Below are 21,013 nucleotides of genomic sequence, written 5' to 3'. Positions count from 1 at the left end.
GTCTTCTGGAAAGTGGACTAAGGCAGTTTTTTATAATTTTTCAATAATTTTCCAGGAAAATTTGCCCAAATGTTTTTGTCAACTGTTTTAGTTGTATGAAGGGAAAATGTGGAGAGTAAATTTGCGGACACAAATAAATAGGACGAACCGTGCATTCGCATAGGTCTCTCTTTGCTGAAGGGGGGTGATATGGTGGAATGCCAGGAGCGTTTTGATAGTTTTTGTAAAAGCGTCTTACGGAACCATGCTCGCAATTACGATCAGGTGCTACGTCGCCGCAGAGAACGAGAATGTTTTTCGGAAGATATTTGCGAAGACAAAAGATTTCAGCGTTTCTTTTCTGTTACTCCTTGTCAGGATACTTATGTGTTTCGTGTATTGGATATAGATGTGAGCGTAGAAGACATACTTCTTGGCGCAGCTTTACAAGAATTATCCGAGGAACGAAGGGCCATTGTTTTACTGTCGTACTTTTTGGATATGACGGACAGCGAGATTGGTGCGTGCTTGCATCTTATCCGCCGAACCGTGTCATATCGCAGAGGTACTACACTAAAGCAACTAAAGAAGTACTTGGGGGATTTTGCAGATGAAGAAAAAACAAAACGCTAAATTGAGAAAGCCTAACCGAAAGCGCTCATTAATTCCGCACGAAGTTATTTTAGCTGCTATACGGGGAGAAGAACCTGCGCTAAGGCAGGTATTATCGCACTATGAACGCTATATAACACGGCTGGCATCCAAAGAGTTATATGACCGGTACGGAAATTTATATTTCCTTGTGGATTATGAACTGAAAACGGAACTTCAGAACAAGCTTATCGCGGGAATCTTAAAATTTCGTATCATGTAACAGAAGAATGTTCTTTGAAAAAGAAAGTGCAAAAGCACAGTATAAACTTTGCGGATACAAGATAATGAAACTCCCGTATAGCTCTCGTCCGAACAGAGAAAAACTGTCGCAGGCAAAGGTACGGCTGCATAGAGGTGCAGGGGTGAAATTCCCGTGGGTATAGATACCGTCCGCAAAGTTTTTCTTTTTATTCCAGTGAGGGGAGAGGGGTTTATGGATAATAAGGCATTAAAAATAAAAGTCATAACAAATACTCCGTCGGAACAAGCACTACGGAGTTTTCGAAGAAAGTTATTTGAAATCCAGAGTAAGAAAAACATGCTTTCTTGTCCTGGCATGAAGAAAGCATGAGCGTTAATCCTTACTCGTTTGGGTATCAGTTTGTATTTTTCGTTTTTTGACGACTTCTAGGCCTAAACGAATTAGTTCGGTAGTTGCTTCCGAGCGCGTTTGATAGCGTTTTTCAAAACGAAAATCTTCTATTTCCCTAAACATATTTTCGTCTACGGAAACCATGAAGCGTGGTTTTGTTGTTGCCATTACTATCACCCCACTTATCAAGATTATAGCAAGGTTGATGCACTGATGTAAAGAAATACTCTTGACAGGTGTATCACTGATGATCTATACTAAAAACAGATACAGTGATACACTGATTCACCAACTTTTAACCATAGGTGGTGAATATCCGATGATCTTAGAAAACCGAAGATATGATATTTGCTATGTTGCAAACTATCTTAGAAAGTCTCGTGCTGAAAGCATGGAAGATCTGGAAAAGCATCGGATGATACTCACCGAATTGTGTATTAAAAACGGTTTTAAATACGTTGAATATATAGAAGTTGGGACCTCAGATAGTATTGATATGCGTCCTAAGATCTCCAAGCTTTTAAAAGAGGTTGAAGACGGGATATATGACGCTGTTTGTGTTGTTGAATACGATAGGCTGGGGCGCGGCGACCTTGGAGAACAAGATCGGATTAAAAAAGCATTTCAAAAGTCAGAAACGCTTATTATTACGCCTGATAAGATTTATGATCTTAATAACGATATAGATGATACATATGCTGACCTAAAAGGTTTTTTTGCCAGGCAAGAATACAAAATGATTACTAAGCGTTTACGGCAGGGGAAGGTCGTCGGTGCCAGGCGTGGTGATTGGACAAATGGCATACCTGCATTCCCTTATGTATATCAGCGTTATCGTGATAAGTATAATGAAAAAGGCCTTGTTGTTAATGATGAAAGATTACCCATATATCGTGAAATGATAGAAAAAGCATTATCGGGAATTTCAACTCAGAAAATAGCTGAAAGCCTGAATCAAAGAGGGATTTTTACCCGAAGGGGTAATTATTGGAGTGCTATTACTATATATAGGCTTTTAGTTGATGAAACACATCTAGGACAGATTATTAGCAACAAGACAAGAGGTAGTGGACACAAACATAAACGCCCTAATGCTAAAAATTATGAAGCGATCCCTAAAAGTGAATGGACTATTGTTGAGAATTGCCATGAAGCTGTGAAAACTAAAGAAGAACATGATCGTATTGTTGCCGTCCTAAGCAGCAGAAAAAAGATTCCCACAAGAAGCCGGAAGCAATCCCATGTATTCACGGGGCTTGTCAAGTGCGCTAAATGTGGACATATCCTCACTCTCCATTTAGTTGATGGCAATGCATATGTTAGACCCTGTTGGTACACAGACCCCCTGGGGAATAAATGTAAAAACAGCGGCATTTTGTCAGATGCTTTGGAAGAAATTGTTTTGAAGGAGATATCAAAGTATCAGAGCGAAATTATAAATAGCAGTGAACCTGTAGACTCCCAACAGTCCGATCGTATTAAAGTAGAAATCAGCGAACTTGAAAACCTGCTTCAAAAATATAAAAAAGCACTGGAAACAGTTAATGATGCTTATGAACTTGGAGATTATAATCGTGAAGAATGGCAAACAAGAAAAAGAAAATGGCAAAAGCTTATTGGTCAAACCGAAAATGAATTATACGAAATGGGGAAAATTTACCAATCCGATCGAAGTGTAACCGATGAGGAACGTAAGCAAAACCTGATAATTTTTCTTAAAAATATCAGGACAATGACCGATCATGTGCAGCGTAACGACCTATATAAGACCGTTATTGAAAGCATTGTTTACCTGCGTGAGGGAAACACTATCGATGTAAAAATAGATTTCAAATAAGGAGAGGGGGTGGTCGTGCATGTTATTAGATAAAATACCCAATAGATTGGTAAACGAGAAATCGCCTTATCTGCTGCAACACGCTTATAATCCTGTGGATTGGTACCCGTGGGGCTCAGATGCCTTTGCAAGAGCAAAGGCCGAGGATAAGCCGATATTCCTCTCTGTTGGGTATAGCTGACGACTTGCATTGATGAACTTGCCATTGGTGCCATGTTATGGAGCGGGAGTCCTTTGAGGATCAGGAAGTAGCGGATTTGCTCAATCAGGATTACATCGCCATCAAAGTCGACCGGGAAGAGCGTCCTGATGTAGACCATATATACATGCAAGTGTGCCAAGCCCTGACCGGGCAAGGCGGATGGCCGCTGACGATTATGATGACGCCGGATAAAAGCCCCTTTTTTGCCGGGACTTATTTTCCCAAGAATAGTAAATGGGGCAGGCCGGGATTAATGGCAATTCTGACGGCTCTGAGCCAGCAGTGGCGGCAGCAGCGGGATAGCCTGAATGATTATGCTGAGGAGATTCTAAAGTCAATCGACGCACGGGAACCCGGATCGCCCTACAGTCTGCTGAGTGAAGAGCAGGTTCATGCGGCTTTTCATGGACTAGCCCGTTATTTTGACAGTGAGTATGGGGGATTCAGCTCGGCTCCTAAGTTTCCGACTCCTCACAATCTGTTGTTTTTGATGCGGTATTGGCGGCATACCGGTGAAGCAAAAGCCATGGACATGGTGGAAAAAACTCTGCAGTCCATGCGACGGGGCGGGATTTATGATCATCTGGGTTTTGGCTTTGCCCGCTATTCGGTAGATCATCAGTGGCTGGTGCCGCATTTTGAAAAAATGCTCTACGATAATGCCTTGTTATGCTATATCTACGCCGAAGCGTTTCAGGCCACCGGCAACAAAGAATACGCCCAAGTGGCCGAGGAGATCATCGCTTATGTCCAGCGGGACATGACCGGTCCGGCGGGAGGGTTTTATTCGGCGGAAGACGCCGATTCCGAAGGCGAAGAAGGCAAGTTTTATCTCTGGACGAAAGAAGAAATCCTGCGTGCCTTGGGGTGGACCCAGGGGACGATCTTTGCCGATTATTACCATGTGACGGCGGAAGGAAATTTTGATGCTGGCAGCAGCATTTTGCACACCATCGGGCGAGAGCCTGGCGAATACGCCGCGAAAGTCGGCATGAAACCGGATGAGTTCCAAGCCATGCTGCAGGATGGACGGGAAAAGCTTCGTGAACTGCGGAATCAGAGGGTGCATCCCTTTAAGGATGACAAAGTTCTCACTTCCTGGAACGCATTGATGATCGCTGCTTTGGCCAAGGCAGCGCGGGTCCTGGATAAACCGCAGTACCTGTTCGCCGCCTCTCAGGCCCTAAATTTCATTGAGATTCATCTTACCAGACAGGACGGCAGGCTGCTGGCCCGGCACCGGGCCGGGGAATCCGCATATTTGGCTTATCTTGACGATTATGCCTATCTGCTCTGGGCGGTTATCGAACTCTATGAGACTACTTTGAGTGCCGCTTATCTGGAAATGGCCAAGGGGCTGGCCGGGAATATGGTGGAGCTGTTTTGGGACGAAAAACAAGGCGGTTTCTTTTTTACCGGATCGGATGCAGAAAAACTGATTAGCAGGCCAAAAGAAATTTATGACGGCGCCACTCCTTCCGGTAATTCGGCTGCGGCTTATGCCCTGCTGCGGCTGGCCCGGATTACCGAAGATGCGGATCTGCTGACGGTTGTGGAAAGATTGTTTGAATATTTTGCGGGGGAGGTCTCCCAGGCGCCGCGGGCTTTCACCTTTTTTCTGATGGCTTTTGACTATTATCTAATGCCGCCTCAAAATATCATCATCGCCGGGGTGAAGGACGATATCGCGACTGTGTCGCTTTTGAAACAGGCCCGCAAGTATTATATGCCGGAGGTTGTCCTGGTTCTGAACAGCCCGGACCAGGCCGAAACTTTACGGCATACAGCGCCTCATGTTACGGGCAGAGACCGGTTGGACGGATTGGCGACGGCGTATGTTTGCCATAAATTTTCCTGTCAGCGGCCGGTTACCAGTGTGAGAGATTTAGAACGGCTGCTGGCCGGCATTCACACATAATACCGCCTGGTGGAAAGAGACCGGCAGGATTCTCCAGCTTGCAGGCGAATAGCCATAGTATATGTAGTAAATGGCTTGCTGCGGTTGAAGGAGAGGTTTCTTGTGACGATACAATTGGAAGCTGCGCAAAAAATGCTGTTGGATATGGTACAAACGCTGGGAACCGAAGTATTGCCGCTGGCGCAGTGTTCACAAAGGGTTTTAGCGGAGACAGTTACAGCGGAGCTGAATTTTCCGCCCTTTGACCGGTCGCCTCTGGACGGATATGCTGTGATTGCGGCGGATGTGCAAGCGGCACGGCCGGATTCACCCGTCGTTTTGCGGCAAATCGATATGATTGCTGCGGGAAGCGTATCCCGCGCTGTCATAACCTCCGGCACGGCTTGCCGGATCATGACCGGTGCGCCCTTGCCATCCGGGGCTACCGGTGTCGTAAGGGTGGAAGACACGGACTTTGCTGATGGTATGGTGCGTATTTTTGCTGGCGGCGGGATCGATCAAAATATTTGCCGCGCCGGGGAAGAGATAGCCGCCGGCGAGGAAGTGATTCAGGCGGGTACGGTTATTAACGCCGGGGTCATGGGAATGCTGGCTGTTTTGGGGAAAGCCTGTCCGCTGGTTTATAAAAAGCCTAAAGTATCCTTGCTGGCAACCGGCAGTGAACTTGTATCGCCTGATATGCCTCTTGCGCCGGGCAAAATCCGCAACTCCAACAGTTATATGCTAAGCGGCCAGGTGGAGAATGCCGGGGGGCGGCCTGCTTTTTTAGGGCAAGCCCGGGATGAGGTGGAGGCGATTGCGAGTGTTATCGCCGCGGCTCCGGCATGTGACATGACGATTACAACCGGTGGTGCTTCGGTGGGCGACTATGACCTGATTGGCGAAGTGTTTGCCCGCTTAGGTATTGACATTTTGTTTGAAAAGGTCAGCATCAAGCCAGGCATGCCTGTTTTGGCCGGGGTGAAGTCCGGAAAAATGTTTATCGGATTATCCGGCAATCCGGCTGCGGCCAGCATTTCTTTTGAAACCTTAATCCGCCCGGTTCTTTTAAAGATGGGGGGGAGGCAGCGCTGGCAGCGTCCTAAGATTCGGGCCACTTTGGCCCGGGATTTTTGCAAAAGCAGTGAGGCCCGGCGTTTTGTCTGGGCTTACTGGTGGCAGGACGGCAAGGCGATGCTGGTGGAACCTTTACATTACCAGGGAAATGGCATGCTGAAATCCGCCATGGGGGCTAACTGCCTCATTGTGATTCCGACAGGTACTCCTCCCTTAGCATCCGGCAGTGAAGTGGATATCGAACTGTTGGCGGAAGGGGTTGTGCGTTAGGCATATCGGCAGATAAAAAAAGAGCGGGTCGCCGCTCTTTTTTGGCTGCTATGCTGTATTTTTTATCTGCTGTCTTGAATCCGGAACAGGCTTCAGCGTTTCTCCATATAGTCTTCATTCCATTCGACTGACGCATTAAGCAGTTTTAGTACCCGCATTTCCGGCGTATCCTGGATGATCTTCAGCAGTGAGTCTTTAAACTCAGGCTCCTGCAGCATATTTAGAATAGCCGGGCGCATTTCCGGCGACTGAATATTCTCGGCCAGGGTTTTCTTCATTTCCGGTGATCGCATCATTTCCGCCAAACTGGCTTTGCCCTCCGGCGATTTTAAATAGCGCAGTATCTGGCTGCGCAGGATGGTCTGTACTTCGGGATTATGAATGCTGGTTTCCACAATTGAGGTAATTGCCGACTGATCGTTGATTTGTCGGGAATTCACCAGATTGAGCTGTAACTGATAAGACAGGAAATACCAACCGACAACGCTGATGACAGCGCCGACGGATAATCCTCCTACAATCCAGGTAGATAAACGTTTAACCAATGAAATCATCCCTCCGCATGTTCGGTGGTTTACCTGCTTATGATTTCCTCGCGGCGCAAGACTTATACCCGCAATTATATTGATGATAAACTGTTAACATTTTATTTTTTATCACTTTCGGAGGAAATATGTCAAATCAGGGAGGATATAGCAAGGTTTTGGAGAATTTTAGAATAGAAATAGTATATGCTCCTGTTTTGGCAAATAGCGTCAAAAATCTCAGCTGCTTGGGACATTGTGCCTATGGGTTTTACCGGCAATTCTGCTATACTTAAGAATAGAATTGAGTGGACCGGTAAGCGATGGAATAGTCCCACATTATTAGATGCAAAATCTAGGGGGTTTATAGCTTGGAAAAGTCAACACTAATCGGCGTAATCGTTGGAGTAGGGGCAGTTGGTACCGGGATGGTACTAAAGGGAGCGAGCTTGTCCGCCTTAAATAACCCGGCTGCTTTTTTAATTATTATTGCAGGGACAGTCGCTTGTATATTAAATGCATTCCCTATGCAACAAGTCATGAAATTCCCAGTGCTAATGAAGCAATTATTCAGGGATCAGCAACTGGTTCCCAAGACACAATTACTGCCTTTGTTTGTTGAATTGTCGCAAACAGCTCGCCGTGAAGGAATCCTGGCTTTGGAAGGCCGCCTGAATGAGGTGGAAGATACTTTCTTAAAAAATGGTTTGAGCATGGTCATTGACGGTATGGATCCGGAATTTGTCCATGATGTTCTGGATGCCGAAGTACAGGCTATGGAAGAACGGCACCGACTGGGAGCGTTGATATTTTCTCAGGCCGGTTCTTACGCTCCGACCCTGGGGGTTTTGGGCGCGGTTGTCGGCTTGATTGCCGCTTTGGGCAGCCTGGATAATATCGAAGTACTGGGGCACTCCATTGCCGCAGCCTTTGTTGCTACTTTGCTCGGTATTTTTACCGGTTACGTATTATGGAATCCCTTCGCCAATAAACTCAAAATGATGTCGAAACGGGAAGCGGAAATCAAGCGGATGATGATTGAGGGGATTTTATCACTGCAGGCAGGCGATTCACCGATGGCTATTGAGGCGAAATTGCTGGTATTCATTCCTCAGGCGGATCGCAGTGCTTTGAAGCGGAAAGCGGAGTGATGAGATGGCCAGAAAAAAACATGTTGAACCCCATGAAGAGCATGCGGATGAGTCTTGGCTGATCCCTTACGCCGATATTATGACTCTGCTGCTGGCATTGTTTATCGTTTTATATTCTTCCTCACAGATTGATCAGAAAAAATTGGACGCTATCAGTCAATCGTTGGGTATGGCGTTCGGCGGCAATAATTCTATTTTTGAACATACCCGGACCGGGCCCCAAATTATTCCCGGCATGCCTGCCCCCAGTAAAATCGAAAGCCTGGCTCCTCTGGGCGGCGATGCCAAAGAACGGTTGTATATGCGGGAAACTGTGCAGCTGTTAGAACTGAAGCAGAATCTGGATCAGTATATTACGGAAAATAACCTGAGTGAAGATTTGAAAACCATGTTAACCGGGGATGGGTTGATGCTGCGCATTCGCGATACGGCTTTGTTTCCGTCAGGCAGTGCCGATCTTCGGCCGGAAGCACGGCGGCTGGGCGCTGAGATTGCTAAAATGCTAGTGGCGCTGCCCCAAAAAGTGACGATTGCCGGACACACTGATACGATCCCCATTAATACCCGGGAATTTCCTTCCAACTGGGAATTGAGCTCCAAACGTGCTCTGAATTTCATGCGCCATATTCTATCCCAGCAGGCGAAACTGGAGCCTGCCCGCTTCAACGCCACCGGTTATGGCGAGTACCGTCCCGAATCCAATAATTCGACAGCGGAAGGCCGGGCCAGAAACCGGCGTGTGGAAATATTGATTATGCGCCAGTATAAACAACCGTAGGAAATAGTTGGACGATACTAGAGAGAACCTTGCGGCACGCAAGGTTCTCTCTAGTTTTTTTACAGAAAGAAGCTCTGCAAAGCAGACTTTTTTGTCGCGGCTTTGCGACAAGGGGATTTGCCACGAGTGCCGAAATAGATTATGATTAAGGAAATAAAGATATTTCTAGGGGTTTGAGGTGAAAATGTGATCCTGGGGATCGGAATTGATATAGTGGAAGTTGACCGGATGGATTCAGCCATCCGGCGGGACGCTTTTGTGAAACGGATTTTTACGGAACAGGAACAAAGGTATTGCGAAGGCCGGGGAGTTCAGAAGGCGGCTTCCTACGCAGCCCGTTTTGCTGCTAAGGAGGCGGTGCTCAAGGCATTGGGAACCGGCATGTCCGGCGGTGGTACCTGGCTTGAGGTAGAGGTCGTGTCAGACCCTCATGGCAGGCCTGTCATTTCCTTGCATGGTTTTTTCGCAGCCCTGGCCGCAAAGCAGAGAGTGAGCAAGATTCATCTTTCCTTGACTCACGCCAGGGAATACGCGGCGGCGCAGGCCGTACTATGGGGAGGTGTTGCAGATGAAGGCAGTAACGGCTAGTGAAATGCGTCTGATTGATCAGACTGCTATAACAGAATTCGGGATACCCGGTGTGGTCCTAATGGAAAATGCCGGACGGGAACTGGCCCGGCAGATTGCCCTGCGGATTTCGCCGGTGAGAGACAGAAGCATCTGTATCTTCGCCGGCAAAGGCAATAACGGCGGCGACGGCTTTGTGGCGGCCAGACACTTGGTCAATCAGGGCGCCCAGGTCAAGGTTTGTCTGGTCGGAAAAAAAGAAACCTTGACCGGTGATGCTTTGGTGCATTTCGAGACCATTCAGCGCATGGAAATTGATGTTCTGGAATTAGCCGGCGAACGGGATTGGGATAAGGCCGGCATTGCCGTCACATTTGCTGATTGCCTGGTGGATGCTTTGCTGGGAACAGGTTTTCATGGCCCGTTGAGCGAAGAGATGAATCTGGCAGTGGACCTGATCAATGCCGCCGCAAAAACGGTGATTGCCGTAGACATTCCCACCGGTATGGACGCCGATACCGGGCAAATCAGCGGCAAGGCAGTTAAGGCGGCCTATACGGTTACATTCGGTCTGCCCAAGCAGGGACTGTATATTCATCCGGGTGCTGCTTATGCCGGACAGATTTCAGTCATCGATATTGGGATACCGAGGCATTTGATGGAAAGTTCTGAGATACGGCAGAATATTACCACGCCCGGGCACATCCAGCGGATTTTGCCTGTCAGGCCGGTAACGGCTCATAAGGGGGACTGCGGCCGGGTTCTTCTGATTGCCGGTTCCCAGGGCATGACCGGTGCGGCCGCCTTGGCGGCAACCGGCGCCATAAGGGCAGGCGCCGGGTTGGTTACTCTGGGTATAGCCGCCAGTCTGCATGACATTATGGAGGTAAAATTGACCGAAGTGATGACCCGCCCCTTACCGGAGACTGTGGGTGGATCCATCGGTGTAAAAGCTATTCCCTATGTGGAACAGATGGTAAAACAAACGGATGTCTTAGCCATAGGGCCAGGTCTGGGCCGCAATGAAGATACTCTTACGGCTGTACGGGAAATCGTCAAAAGCAATGAACAGCCCTTGGTTCTTGATGCCGATGCATTGTTCGCCATGGTGGACAATACTGCTTTGCTGAAAGAAACCGGCGGCTTGGCAGTATTAACGCCCCATTCGGGAGAGATGGCCCGGCTGACCGGACTGAGCGTGGCGGAAGTCAACCAGGAGCGGATTTTTATTGCCCGGCAGGCTGCCAGTGACTGGCAAAGCATTGTTGTTTTAAAAGGTCCCTGCACGGTGGTGGCCTTTCCTGACGGAGAGATATTTCTGAATACAACCGGTAACCCCGGTCTGGCCACCGGCGGCACCGGCGATGTGCTGACCGGTATCATTGCCGGCTTTATTGCCCAAGGGTTATCCAGCCATGATGCGGCGGTAGCCGGTGTTTATATCCACGGGCTGGCCGGCGATCTGGCGGCGAGAGGACGGATGATCGGCATGACTGCCGGGGATATCTTGCCGGAGATTCCCCAGGCCATTCATATGGCCTGCCACAGAAAAGGCAAGTATAACGCAAGAATAACCCATGGCAAAATTAGGTATACTGAATAAGACGGATCATAATGATATATAATGGAATATAATATTTACCACTGCCTCTAAATGATAGACAATACATTGACACTTGTATATCGAAAATTATATAATTGTGCTATACTATGTTTTTTTAGATCACGGGGGTGAGGGTGTGGCGGAGTTAAAACGGATTATGATCAGTATTCCAAATAGCTTGCTGCAAGAAGTGGACGGGATTATTGCGATGGATAAATTAAGCCGCAGCCAGTTTATTCGCGATGCGATGCGCCTATATATTGAAGATCGCAAGCGCAAAGCAGTAAGGGATATGATGAAAAAAGGATACCAGGAAATGGCTGTCATCAATTTGTCATTGGCGGAGGAAGGGTTAATTGCAGATGATGAAGTATTTGCCATGGTGCCGACCTTGTTAACGGAGCGTGAATAACATGCTTGTCAAACGCGGGGATATTTATTATGCCAATTTAAATCCTGTTGTAGGGTCCGAACAGGGAGGGCATCGTCCTGTACTAATTCTTCAAAATGATGTTGGCAATAAATATAGTCCGACTGTCATTGTGGCAGCGATCACTTCGCAAATTTCAAAGGCCAAACTGCCTACCCACGTGGAGATCAGCGGCAAGGAGTTTAATCTGGATAAAGACTCGGTTCTGTTATTGGAACAATTGCGCACGATTGATAAACGGCGGTTAAAAGAGAAAGTCACTCATTTAAGCGAAGATACTATGTCCAAAGTGGATGAAGCAGTACGAATCAGTTTAGGCCTGGTGCAGCTGTAACAGTTTGTGCAGGGACCGGGAATCAGGGGAGGCTGTAATTGAATATGCGGATAACAAAAGCGATAAGCGTCATCGCACTGGCGATGTCGTTATTTGTGTTTGCTGGCTGCGCTATTGCGCCGATAAGCCAGCAAACCGCGACGACCCAGGCTGCCGGCCTGTCGTCTCAGACCGGTCTGACCGTCAAGGTGCTGGATGTGGGACAGGGAGACGCCATTTTAATAAAAACTCCCACTCAGGCTGTCCTCGTGGATACCGGCGATGTAGGAACCAGGGATAAGTTGGTCTCATACATAAAAAAAGAGGGAATTCGGACCATTGACAAAGTGATTATCACCCATGGCCATGCCGACCATTTGGGAGGAATGGCCGCTCTGTTTGAATCCTTTGCCATAAAGCAAATTTACGATAACGGAGTTGCCGCTACCACCAATTTGTATCGGCAGTATCTGACAACAGTCAAAAAGAAGAACATTCCCTTTAAGGTGGTAACAGCCGGCGACCAGATTGACATTGGCGGCGGCGCGGTTCTCAGGATACTGGCGCCGGCTAAGCCCTATATTAAACAAGGTGCGAATGCTGACCTGAACAATAATTCTATTGTTGCCAAGCTGATATACGGTAATTTTACTATGCTGCTGACTGGGGATGCCGAGCAGGAATCGGAACAGCAGATGCTGCAGCGATCCCGCGATGAGCTGAAAAGCTTGGTGCTGAAAGGCGGTCATCATGGCAGCCGCACTTCTTCCCGGCCGGCTTTTTTGAAGGCTGTTGGCGCACAGACAGTGGTTGTTTCGGCAGGAGCCAATAATGATTATGGGCATCCTCATGAAGTAGTGCTGAAGCGTTATGCGACCGCCAACATGAAGGTGTATCGCACGGATCAGCATGGTACGGTTACGATCACCAGCAACGGCAAGTCCTATAAGATTTCAAAGGAGAAGTAGCCGATGCAGCGCTCGAAACAGGTCTCAGCCGTGATTGACCGCATGGAAGGGAAAAAAGCCGTTCTGTTAGTAGGAGCGGAAGAAAAACAGGTAGTTTGGCTGCGGGAGTTTTTACCGGAAGGCGTTCAGGAAGGGGATCATTTGGTGATGGATATCGGATTTGATGAAGCGTCTACTGAGAAGGCCCGCAAGGAAGCCGAAGATCTGCTGAAGGAATTAACCCAAGGGAACAACTGACACGGATAGAGATAATGATGGATTGTCTGTATAAAAGAAGGTTTACCGGCCTTCTTTTTTTGTTACCCCGCTGTGATCCCGGCGGGTAATAATTTTTTAAAAAATTTATACATTAATATGCTTATTACAGCATTTTACACTAATGTTTTTGCAGGAATTTTACGATATATAAACGAAGATATCTGTTGACGTCGCAATGTAGGAGGTGTATTTTGTTGCGTCGGACGCTTTCCTGGTTTATACTGGTTTTAAGTTTGGTTTTGGTACAGGTCGCCGCAACAGATCGCCCTGCGATGGCTGCACCGAGTCGGGCGGAAATCACGCAACTCCGCTCAGGGATATTCATGGATGACGCAAAAGGGATTAACGTCATGCGGTATGTCTTTGATGTGACAGGCCCTGTTGAGGCTCAGGGAGTCGTAACCGGTAGTTCGGCATCACGGTTGGTTGTAGCGATCAAAGGAGCAGTTCCCGCCAATGGGAACACCCTGGCAATGGATGACGCCATGGTAGATAAGACAAGTTTTACCGTATACGGGGCCAGTACCCGGGTAAACCTGGATTTGAACCAAAAGATCACTCCTAAGGATATTAAAGTATTTACATTGGCGAATGATGCTCAAGCCGACAAACCCTATCGTGTGGTAGTGGATGTACATATGGATGCTGCGCAGGCTGCCCGGGCGAGCACTCAAAGCAAACCAGCGGCCACAGACGCCGGCGATGCAAAAACACCGGTGACTGCAGCAGTTCCATCGACCTTGGCGGCGGCAGAGAGCAAGGCTTCTGAAAAGCAAGTGCCGGCCCAGCTTTTGCAAGTGCGTTCTTTTACCCATCTGGATGCGGTAACCGGGGAAAGTAAGCTGCGAATTGTGGTTGATCTTTCGGCTCCGGTTCAACCTGCCGCAGTGATAAGTGCTTTGCCTGTTCCCCGCTTGACGGTGGAACTGAAAGGGACCAAAGGAGCGCCTTTGGAAAAAATTCCGAAGCAATATGAATTTGATGGCAAAATTGCTGATAGAATCACGATTGTGCCATCAGAAAAAGATGACAGCCGTTTGATGATTGATATTCCCTTTGCCTTGACCGAGGGAGAATACAAAGTTTTTACTATGCCCGAGGATGCAAAATCCGCTAAACCCTATCGGGTTGTGATTGATATCAATAAAAAGACGCCTCCGGGCAAGTTTCAGTTTACGTCCGGGCTGGCCAATAAAATTATTGCCATTGATCCCGGCCATGGCGGCAGCGATCCGGGTGCGATCGGAGTAACCGGGCTGCAGGAGAAAACCGCTAATTTGGCTGTGGCCAAACAACTGAAGGCAATGTTGGAGAAAGCCGGTGCCAAGGTTATCATGACCAGAGAAACCGATGTGGACGTCTATAGCGCCAGTATCACTGACCGTGATGAATTAAGGGCTAGGACCGCCATTGCCAATCATGCCAAAGCGGATGTATTTATCAGCATTCACTCTAATGCTGCTCCCAATCCGGCCATTAAAGGAACCCAGACATTCTATTTTGCCAAATCGAGTTATGATGCTATGCTGGCCCGGTCTTTGCAGCAGGAAATGATAAAAGCCGGGGGATTGCCGGATCGCTCGATCAGCGCCACTAACTTTTATGTAAATAAATATACACTGATGCCTGCAGCATTGGTTGAAATGGCTTTCCTTTCTAACAAGCAAGAGGAGAAATTACTTGCCTCCCCTGAATTTCAAGAGAAGATAGCCCGGGGGATTGTACAGGGGCTGGAAACATTTTTCGCACAGGCAGCCAAACAGGGGGGTGGGCAATAATGTCATACAGAAAACTCGCCGTATGGATGATTCTGATGATGATGGTCTGGCTAATGGGCGGCGGTTGTACGGACACCGTACCTGCCGGCAGTGATGCACCAGGCAGGCGAGCAGAGGACGTTAGTCAGCCTAAAGCCCCGGCAAACAATAAGGTTACAATCACAGTATATTTTGCCACTAAGGACGCAATATACCTGGCGCCGGAAACAGCCACCCTTGACAAACCCGCTAACCCGGTGCAGTCGGCGATGGAGCTTTTGATGGCAGGTCCGAAAAATAAAGACCTACTGCCGGTTATACCGCCGGTGGCCAAGCTGATTAGCATTAAGGTAAAAGACAAAATTGCCTACGTGAATTTCAACGATAAGCTGAAAAAACAAAACCCCGGCGGGTCGACTAATGAAATTTTAACCATCGGGGCGATTGTCAATACTCTTACGGAATTTCCGGAAATCAAGAAAGTGCAAATCCTGATTGATGGTAAGGTGGTACAGACACTTTCAGGCCATTTGGACATCAGTGAGCCGCTTAGCCGGTCGGAAGGAATTATTAAACAGCCGGTTAAAAAGTAGATAAATTGAATATAACCACTAGGGGTGCATCATGCTGAGAGGCGAAAGCCGACTCTTTGAACCTGATTTCTGGGTAATACCAGCGTAGGGAAGTGGTTAAAAGACTGTTGGATGTTAGACAGCCGTTTAACCAATTTAGGTTGAATGGCTGTCTTTTTATCAAGACGGAAAAAGCTCCGCAAAGCGGGTTTGTTTCTCGTCAAGACGGAAAAAGCTCCGCAAAGCGGGCTTGTTTCTTGTCAATTATGAATAAGGGGGAAGATACCATGGCTACACAAATGCAGCAGGCCCGGGCCGGTAGAATAACCGATGCTATGCGCCAGGTGGCTGAATACGAGGGTCTGGAAACCGAACTGATTAGACAGCGCGTGGCCGAGGGCACAATTGCCCTGTGCGCTAACATTAACCATGCCACCCTGGAACCACGAGGTTTTGGCCTGGGACTTCGCACTAAGGTTAATGCCAATATCGGCACTTCCAGCGCCTATCCTGATCTGGCGCCGGAACTGGATAAACTGGCGGCAGCTATTGCGGCAGGGGCGGACGCGGTCATGGATCTCAGTACCGGGGATGACATTGACGCATCCCGCAGGGCGATTATTGCCAAGTCTACGATCGCGGTAGGGACTGTGCCGATTTATCAGGCCACGGTAGAGGCGATTCGCGACCGGGGATCCATCATTGCCATGACCGGCGACGATATGCTGGCTACGATTGAAAAACAGGCCAAAGACGGCGCTGATTTTATGACGGTGCACTGTGGTGTGACCCAGGCCACGATTGCCCGTCTGCGTCAGCAGGGCCGCACGGCGGATATTGTCAGCCGCGGGGGCTCCTTTTTGACCGGCTGGATGCTGCATAACGACAAGGAGAATCCTTTGTATGAGCGGTTTGATGATCTTCTCTCGATCTGCGAAAAATATGATGTAACATTGAGTCTGGGTGACGGACTGAGGCCGGGATGTTTGGCCGATGCCACCGACCGGGCTCAGGTCCAGGAACTGCTAATCCTGGGTGAACTGGTGGACCGGGCCTGGGCCAGAGGGGTGCAGGTCATGGTGGAAGGTCCGGGCCATGTGCCCTATGACCAGATTGAAGCCAACGTGAAACTTCAGAAGCAGTTGTGCAAAGGCGCTCCCTTTTACGTGCTTGGACCTTTGGTAACCGATGTGGCTCCAGGCTATGATCACATTACTGCGGCAATTGGCGGTACTTTGGCCGCAGCTGCCGGCGCCGACTTCCTCTGCTATGTAACTCCGGCCGAACATCTGGGATTGCCGAATATTGACGATGTAAGGGAAGGTATCATGGCTTCACGTATTGCGGCCCATGCCGCCGATATCATCAAAGGCGTAAAAGGCGCCTGGGAATGGGATCTGGAGATGTCTAAGGCCAGGAAAGCCTTAGATTGGGATAGGCAAATCAAACTGGCCATCGATCCAGTCAAAGCGGCTAATTATCGCCAAGCCAGAAACCCTGGCGGCGCCGAAGCCTGTTCCATGTGCGGCAATTATTGCGCCATGAAAATTGTGGGACAATACCTCGGAAAAAGTCCCGAATCCTGCTAAAACAGATAAAACCCTTGATGCTTGCGGCATTAAGGGTTTTAGTATAATCAGTCAACATATATCCTGGGTACTCTGGCGCTTATAGCGCACAGCAGCTCATAGCTAATGGTGCCGCTTAGGTCGGCCAGTTCGGCAATGCTGATCTCTTCGGCGCCCTGACGGCCGAACAGTACGGCTTCATCACCTATTTTTACATCGCAGGTGTCGCCGATATCAACTATGATCTGGTCCATACATACCCTGCCTACGACCGGGCGACGTTTGCCGCCGATTAAAACCTGGGCCTTATTGGACAGATGCCGGTTGTAGCCGTCGCCGTAACCCAGGGGCAGGGTAGCCAGCCAGGTAGGCTGACTGGTAGAGTAAGTGTAGCCGTAACTGACTGAGGTGTTGGCCGGGACATGCTTTACATACACCACCCGGGTTTTTAACTCCATAGCCGGTTTGAGGTTCAGGTGCTGCTGCATTTCGTGTGAGGGAGGAAGGCCGTACAGGATGATGCCGGGACGGACGGCGGAACAGTGTCCGGGCGGCAGGTCGATGATGGTGGCGCTGTTGGCCGCGCTTACAAGCGGAAGGAGGATATTGTGTTCCCGGGCCTGCTGGACAGAAGACTGAAAAATAGCTAACTGGCTGCAGGCGTGATCTTTATTTGCCGCGTCGGCGCAGGCCAGGTGAGTAAACATACCTGCTAAACGAAGCTCTTTACGCTGCTTGATCATTTCCAGGAAGGATAAAAGCTGTGATGGAAAGATGCCGATGCGCCCCATCCCGGTGTCCAGTTTTACCATGACAGTGGCATAGGATGTTTTACGGCGGGCAGCCTCGGCCAAAGCGGTCAAACATCTCTCGGTAACAACTGCGGCGGTTAGGTCGTATTCCACATACAAGCCGGCCTGTTCCGGCAGGAACATCCCCAGTACCAGGATAGGAGCCTGAATGCCGGCTTCCCGAAGCTGTACTCCTTCTTCCGGGAGGGCTACTGCCAGTGAATCCGCTCCGGCCTCTAACAAGGCGCGGCTTACCGGAACGGCGCCATGCCCATAGGCATTGGATTTTACCACGGCGATGATCCGGACGCCGGGGGCTATTGTCTGTTTTACCTGTTGCAGGTTATGGCGGATAGCCGCCAGATTAATTTGAGCAAAGGTTGGTCTCATGATTTGTCCTTTCTGTTTGGCTGCATAGGCGGGCGGGGCGGCAGTTTCAGTCCGTATTTCTGCAATTTCTTAAGAACGGCGGTATGGGACAGGCCCAACGCCGCGCCTAATTGACGGGAAGTAGCGTATTGCCTGAGGGCGGCGGTAAGAACTTCCCGTTCAGCATCCTCAACTGTCTGGGATAAGCCGCGCAGTGTTTTGGGGTTATCCGGATCGGGAAGGGTACAGGCAGAGCCAAACGAGATATGCTCCGCCAGCACCATTGAACCTCGTATCATATTGGCGCAGCGCTCCATTACGTTCTCCAGTTCCCGTACATTGCCGGGCCAGTAATAATGATTTAACTTATACAGCGCGGTTTCACTGATAGTATTTATATTTTTTTGCATTTTAGCGGCAAAACGTTGTAAAAACATTCGCGCTAACAGCGGAATATCGTCTTTGCGGTCCCGCAGCGGCGGGATTACCAGGGGGATTACATTTAAACGGTAGTATAGATCTTCTCGATACTTGCGTTCGGCGATCATGGCTTCGAGGTTGCGGTTAGTGGCCGCTAAAATTCGGACGTCCACCGGAATTTCCCGCATGCCGCCAATCCGGCGGATATGTCCGTCCTGCAGGACCCGCAGTAGCTTGGCTTGCAGTTGCGTTGACAATTCCCCGATTTCATCCAGGAAGATAGTTCCCCCGTGGGCGAACTCAAATAGACCCTGCTTACCGCCTTTGTTAGCGCCGGTGAAGGCCCCGGCTTCATAGCCAAACAGTTCGCTTTCCAGCAGAGTATCGGGAATGGCGGCGCAGTTGATCGGCACAAACAGCTGATCCGTCCTGGCGGATTCCAGGTGGATGGCTTTGGCCAGGAGTTCTTTGCCGGTGCCGGTTTCGCCCCGGATTAATACGGTGGAGCTTCCTTTGGCTACGGTTCTGGCAGTGGCGACTAAGCGCTGCATGCTTTCGCTGGCATAGGTGAGACTGTGAAAGGACATGGTCAGCTGGCCGGTTACCGTATACACTAAATCCCGGACATCGGAAATATCCTTCAGGATAGCTACTGCTCCAATAATCCGTCCGGACTGGTCCAGGATCGGACGACCGCTGGCCAGGTAATGGCTGTTGGTTTTCTTCAGTACGATTTCCCGGTTGTTGTAGACCGCGCCAAAATGCAACGCCTCCAACAGAGGCATGTCGGGCGGAAAAAATGAGATCAGAGGCTGGCCCAGCACCTGTTCTCCGGGAATACGTACGATTCGTTCGGCAGCAGGGTTATAATGGGTGATCCTGGCCTGACAGTCAATCGCAATGATGCCATCGCTGACTGAGGCCATGACCGCCCGAATTTGTTCAGTTCGTTCCTGGTAAGGCATCAGGTTGATCTCCGTAACAACTGTAACCTGCGGAATAGCAGCAAGAGACTGGATGATTTCCGCTTTTTCCGCCGGCAATAGCTGCCCGATTTCTAGGTATACAGTGTTCAGCTCCACTTCCATGGAACTGATATTGGCCTGATGCGCCGCGACAACCCGGGATATGTCAAGGACCAAACCCATCCGGTCTACATTGCTGATTTTCAAACGAATGGAGTTCATAGCGCCTCCTAACATCGGTGTCTATAATACAGTTTACCGTCAGGGGGCGAAATCCTTTTCTCTGCCGTATTTTCTACAACTTTTTTTTCGCTTGTGGTATACTAGCCATGCAGGAAATGCTTCCAGAAAACAGAAGACAAAAAGATAGAAGAACGCGGTAAAATTTTATCATGCAGCAACAAAAATGAAACAGATCAGGTGATGGTTATGACTGTTAGAACGATTAAAACTGTGGGTGAATTTGGCTTAATCAATATCCTGAAAGAGGGGACTATTGTTACGCCTGAAACGGTCCGAACCGGTATCGGCGACGATGCCGCGGCTTATTGCCCGGCTCCAGGGAGTCTTCAACTATTGACGACCGATATGCTGGTGGAGACCATCCATTTTAAACGTCACTATATGACAGCCTGGCAGCTGGGGTATAAATCCATGGCTGTTAATATCAGCGATATTGCGGCCATGGGCGGCGCTCCCCGGCATGCCGTGGTTTCTATTGCTATTCCCCCCCAGATTTCTGTGGAGTATATACAGGAACTGTACCAGGGAATGAAAGCTATTTGTCATCGCTATGGGGTGAACATCATAGGCGGTGATACTGTGTCCATTCCCGATTATTTGGCAATCAACGTAACTTTGACCGGAGAGGTGACTCCCGAGAGGATCGTGTTGCGCTCGGGCGCCAGGGAAGGCGACAAAGTCATAGTAACCGGCATGCTGGGTGATGCGGCGGCAGGGCTGGCTTGGCTGGATTACGGCGACTGGCGGAAAGCCGGCGGGGCAGAGCGAATTTCAGCCCTGGTCCAGGCTCACCTGCAGCCGGAACCTCAGGTTCAAATCGGGCAGCTGGCAGCCTGTTTCGGCGCCACCTCCATGAACGACATCAGCGACGGCCTGGCCAGCGAGGCCAACGAAATCGCTAAAGCCAGCGGCGTGGCTCTCTGCTTACAGCAGGAGGCTGTTCCCGTTTCGCCGGCGGTAGAAATGACCGCCGGGTTCTTTAACCGGGATGTTTTAGACTATGCATTGTTCGGCGGTGAAGATTATCAGCTGGTATTTACCATGCCGGTTGCCAATCTGACGAAATTACGGGCGGCACATCCTGAATTACCGTTAACGGTAGTAGGGGAGGTCACAGGGACCGGACCGGCTGTATATCTTTTAAACCGGCAGGGTGAGAGCCAACTGTTGGAACCGCGGGGCTACAATCATTTTAGAGGCTGAAAATCGGTAGGAATCACAAAGGAGT

General features: G+C 49.3%; 22 protein-coding genes and 1 riboswitch. Of the genes, 18 read left to right on the top strand and 4 right to left on the bottom strand.

What is annotated here, in order from left to right; genetic code table 11:
• The first annotated feature begins 189 nt into the window (after positions 1–189).
• Both ALO_RS08420 and ALO_RS08415 read left to right on the top strand, forming a co-directional pair.
• Positions 190–612: an RNA polymerase sigma factor gene (locus tag ALO_RS08420; RefSeq protein ID WP_004094790.1), complete on the top strand. Its 423-nt coding sequence runs from the start codon at positions 190–192 to the stop codon at positions 610–612.
• Positions 590–853 (top strand): helix-turn-helix domain-containing protein, encoded by a 264-nt coding sequence (locus ALO_RS08415; protein WP_004094784.1) that lies wholly within the window; start codon positions 590–592, stop codon positions 851–853. Before ALO_RS08420 ends, ALO_RS08415 begins: the two co-directional genes overlap by 23 nt.
• A gap of 354 nt (positions 854–1,207) precedes the next feature.
• Here ALO_RS08415 and ALO_RS08405 read toward each other — a convergent pair whose 3' ends face one another.
• On the bottom strand, positions 1,208–1,393 hold the full coding sequence (locus tag ALO_RS08405; protein WP_004094775.1) for a ribbon-helix-helix domain-containing protein: 186 nt from the start codon (positions 1,391–1,393) through the stop codon (positions 1,208–1,210).
• Positions 1,394–1,472: 79 nt separating this feature from the next.
• Here ALO_RS08405 and ALO_RS08400 point away from each other — a divergent pair, with 79 nt between their 5' ends.
• From ALO_RS08400 to ALO_RS08390, 4 genes are all read left to right on the top strand, one after another.
• Positions 1,473–3,062 (top strand): recombinase family protein, encoded by a 1,590-nt coding sequence (locus tag ALO_RS08400; RefSeq protein ID WP_004094773.1) that lies wholly within the window; start codon positions 1,473–1,475, stop codon positions 3,060–3,062.
• Positions 3,063–3,081: 19 nt separating this feature from the next.
• A complete protein-coding gene (locus ALO_RS23460; RefSeq protein WP_004094771.1) occupies positions 3,082–3,243 on the top strand; it encodes a DUF255 domain-containing protein in 162 nt (53 codons plus the stop codon).
• Between the two features lie 37 nt (positions 3,244–3,280).
• On the top strand, positions 3,281–5,182 hold the full coding sequence (locus ALO_RS08395; protein ID WP_004094769.1) for a thioredoxin domain-containing protein: 1,902 nt from the start codon (positions 3,281–3,283) through the stop codon (positions 5,180–5,182).
• Positions 5,183–5,284: 102 nt separating this feature from the next.
• On the top strand, positions 5,285–6,508 hold the full coding sequence (locus ALO_RS08390) for a molybdopterin molybdotransferase MoeA (protein WP_004094767.1): 1,224 nt from the start codon (positions 5,285–5,287) through the stop codon (positions 6,506–6,508).
• A gap of 92 nt (positions 6,509–6,600) precedes the next feature.
• Here the strand turns inward: ALO_RS08390 and ALO_RS08385 are convergent, their stop codons facing one another.
• The gene (locus ALO_RS08385; protein WP_139025352.1) at positions 6,601–7,053 is read right to left on the bottom strand and encodes a hypothetical protein; all 453 of its coding nucleotides are present in this window, start codon (positions 7,051–7,053) and stop codon (positions 6,601–6,603) included.
• Positions 7,054–7,403: 350 nt separating this feature from the next.
• On the opposite strand from ALO_RS08385, the gene motA reads away from it, so the two are divergent.
• The 11 genes from motA to thiC all read left to right on the top strand — a co-directional run bounded on the left by motA (position 7,404) and on the right by thiC (position 17,018).
• Complete coding sequence (motA, locus tag ALO_RS08380; protein WP_004094763.1) at positions 7,404–8,183, top strand: flagellar motor stator protein MotA; 780 nt, start codon at positions 7,404–7,406, stop codon at positions 8,181–8,183.
• A gap of 4 nt (positions 8,184–8,187) precedes the next feature.
• Positions 8,188–8,961: a flagellar motor protein MotB gene (locus tag ALO_RS08375; protein ID WP_004094760.1), complete on the top strand. Its 774-nt coding sequence runs from the start codon at positions 8,188–8,190 to the stop codon at positions 8,959–8,961.
• A 186-nt stretch (positions 8,962–9,147) separates the two neighbouring features.
• Positions 9,148–9,549: a holo-ACP synthase gene (gene acpS, locus ALO_RS08370; protein ID WP_004094759.1), complete on the top strand. Its 402-nt coding sequence runs from the start codon at positions 9,148–9,150 to the stop codon at positions 9,547–9,549.
• Positions 9,530–11,131, top strand: a complete 1,602-nt coding sequence (locus ALO_RS08365) for a bifunctional ADP-dependent NAD(P)H-hydrate dehydratase/NAD(P)H-hydrate epimerase (RefSeq protein ID WP_004094758.1) — start codon at positions 9,530–9,532, stop codon at positions 11,129–11,131. The genes acpS and ALO_RS08365 overlap by 20 nt, the downstream gene beginning before the upstream one ends.
• A gap of 136 nt (positions 11,132–11,267) precedes the next feature.
• Positions 11,268–11,543: a CopG family ribbon-helix-helix protein gene (locus ALO_RS08360; protein WP_004094757.1), complete on the top strand. Its 276-nt coding sequence runs from the start codon at positions 11,268–11,270 to the stop codon at positions 11,541–11,543.
• A 1-nt stretch (position 11,544) separates the two neighbouring features.
• On the top strand, positions 11,545–11,895 hold the full coding sequence (locus tag ALO_RS08355) for a type II toxin-antitoxin system PemK/MazF family toxin (protein WP_004094755.1): 351 nt from the start codon (positions 11,545–11,547) through the stop codon (positions 11,893–11,895).
• 44 nt (positions 11,896–11,939) lie between these two features.
• The gene (locus ALO_RS08350) at positions 11,940–12,842 is read left to right on the top strand and encodes a ComEC/Rec2 family competence protein (RefSeq protein WP_004094754.1); all 903 of its coding nucleotides are present in this window, start codon (positions 11,940–11,942) and stop codon (positions 12,840–12,842) included.
• Between the two features lie 3 nt (positions 12,843–12,845).
• A complete protein-coding gene (locus ALO_RS08345) occupies positions 12,846–13,079 on the top strand; it encodes a DUF3006 domain-containing protein (RefSeq protein WP_004094753.1) in 234 nt (77 codons plus the stop codon).
• Between the two features lie 212 nt (positions 13,080–13,291).
• The gene (locus tag ALO_RS20780) at positions 13,292–14,878 is read left to right on the top strand and encodes an N-acetylmuramoyl-L-alanine amidase family protein (RefSeq protein ID WP_050806993.1); all 1,587 of its coding nucleotides are present in this window, start codon (positions 13,292–13,294) and stop codon (positions 14,876–14,878) included.
• Positions 14,878–15,450 (top strand): GerMN domain-containing protein, encoded by a 573-nt coding sequence (locus ALO_RS08335; protein ID WP_004094751.1) that lies wholly within the window; start codon positions 14,878–14,880, stop codon positions 15,448–15,450. Before ALO_RS20780 ends, ALO_RS08335 begins: the two co-directional genes overlap by 1 nt.
• A gap of 10 nt (positions 15,451–15,460) precedes the next feature.
• A riboswitch (TPP riboswitch) is annotated at positions 15,461–15,558 on the top strand.
• Between the two features lie 158 nt (positions 15,559–15,716).
• A complete protein-coding gene (gene thiC, locus ALO_RS08330) occupies positions 15,717–17,018 on the top strand; it encodes a phosphomethylpyrimidine synthase ThiC (RefSeq protein ID WP_004094750.1) in 1,302 nt (433 codons plus the stop codon).
• Positions 17,019–17,065: 47 nt separating this feature from the next.
• Here thiC and alr read toward each other — a convergent pair whose 3' ends face one another.
• Both alr and ALO_RS08320 read right to left on the bottom strand, forming a co-directional pair.
• A complete protein-coding gene (gene alr, locus ALO_RS08325; protein ID WP_004094747.1) occupies positions 17,066–18,178 on the bottom strand; it encodes an alanine racemase in 1,113 nt (370 codons plus the stop codon).
• Positions 18,175–19,764, bottom strand: coding sequence for a sigma 54-interacting transcriptional regulator (locus ALO_RS08320; RefSeq protein WP_004094745.1), 1,590 nt, complete (start codon positions 19,762–19,764; stop codon positions 18,175–18,177). The genes alr and ALO_RS08320 overlap by 4 nt, the downstream gene beginning before the upstream one ends.
• Before the next feature lie 207 nt (positions 19,765–19,971).
• Between ALO_RS08320 and thiL the strand changes: the two genes are divergently transcribed.
• On the top strand, positions 19,972–20,988 hold the full coding sequence (gene thiL, locus ALO_RS08315; RefSeq protein ID WP_004094743.1) for a thiamine-phosphate kinase: 1,017 nt from the start codon (positions 19,972–19,974) through the stop codon (positions 20,986–20,988).
• The last annotated feature ends 25 nt before the right edge of the window (positions 20,989–21,013 follow it).

The sequence above is a fragment of the Acetonema longum DSM 6540 genome, from assembly GCF_000219125.1.
Classification (GTDB): Bacteria; Bacillota; Negativicutes; order Sporomusales; family Acetonemataceae; genus Acetonema; species Acetonema longum.
This window is presented reverse-complemented; position numbering and strand designations above follow the sequence as displayed.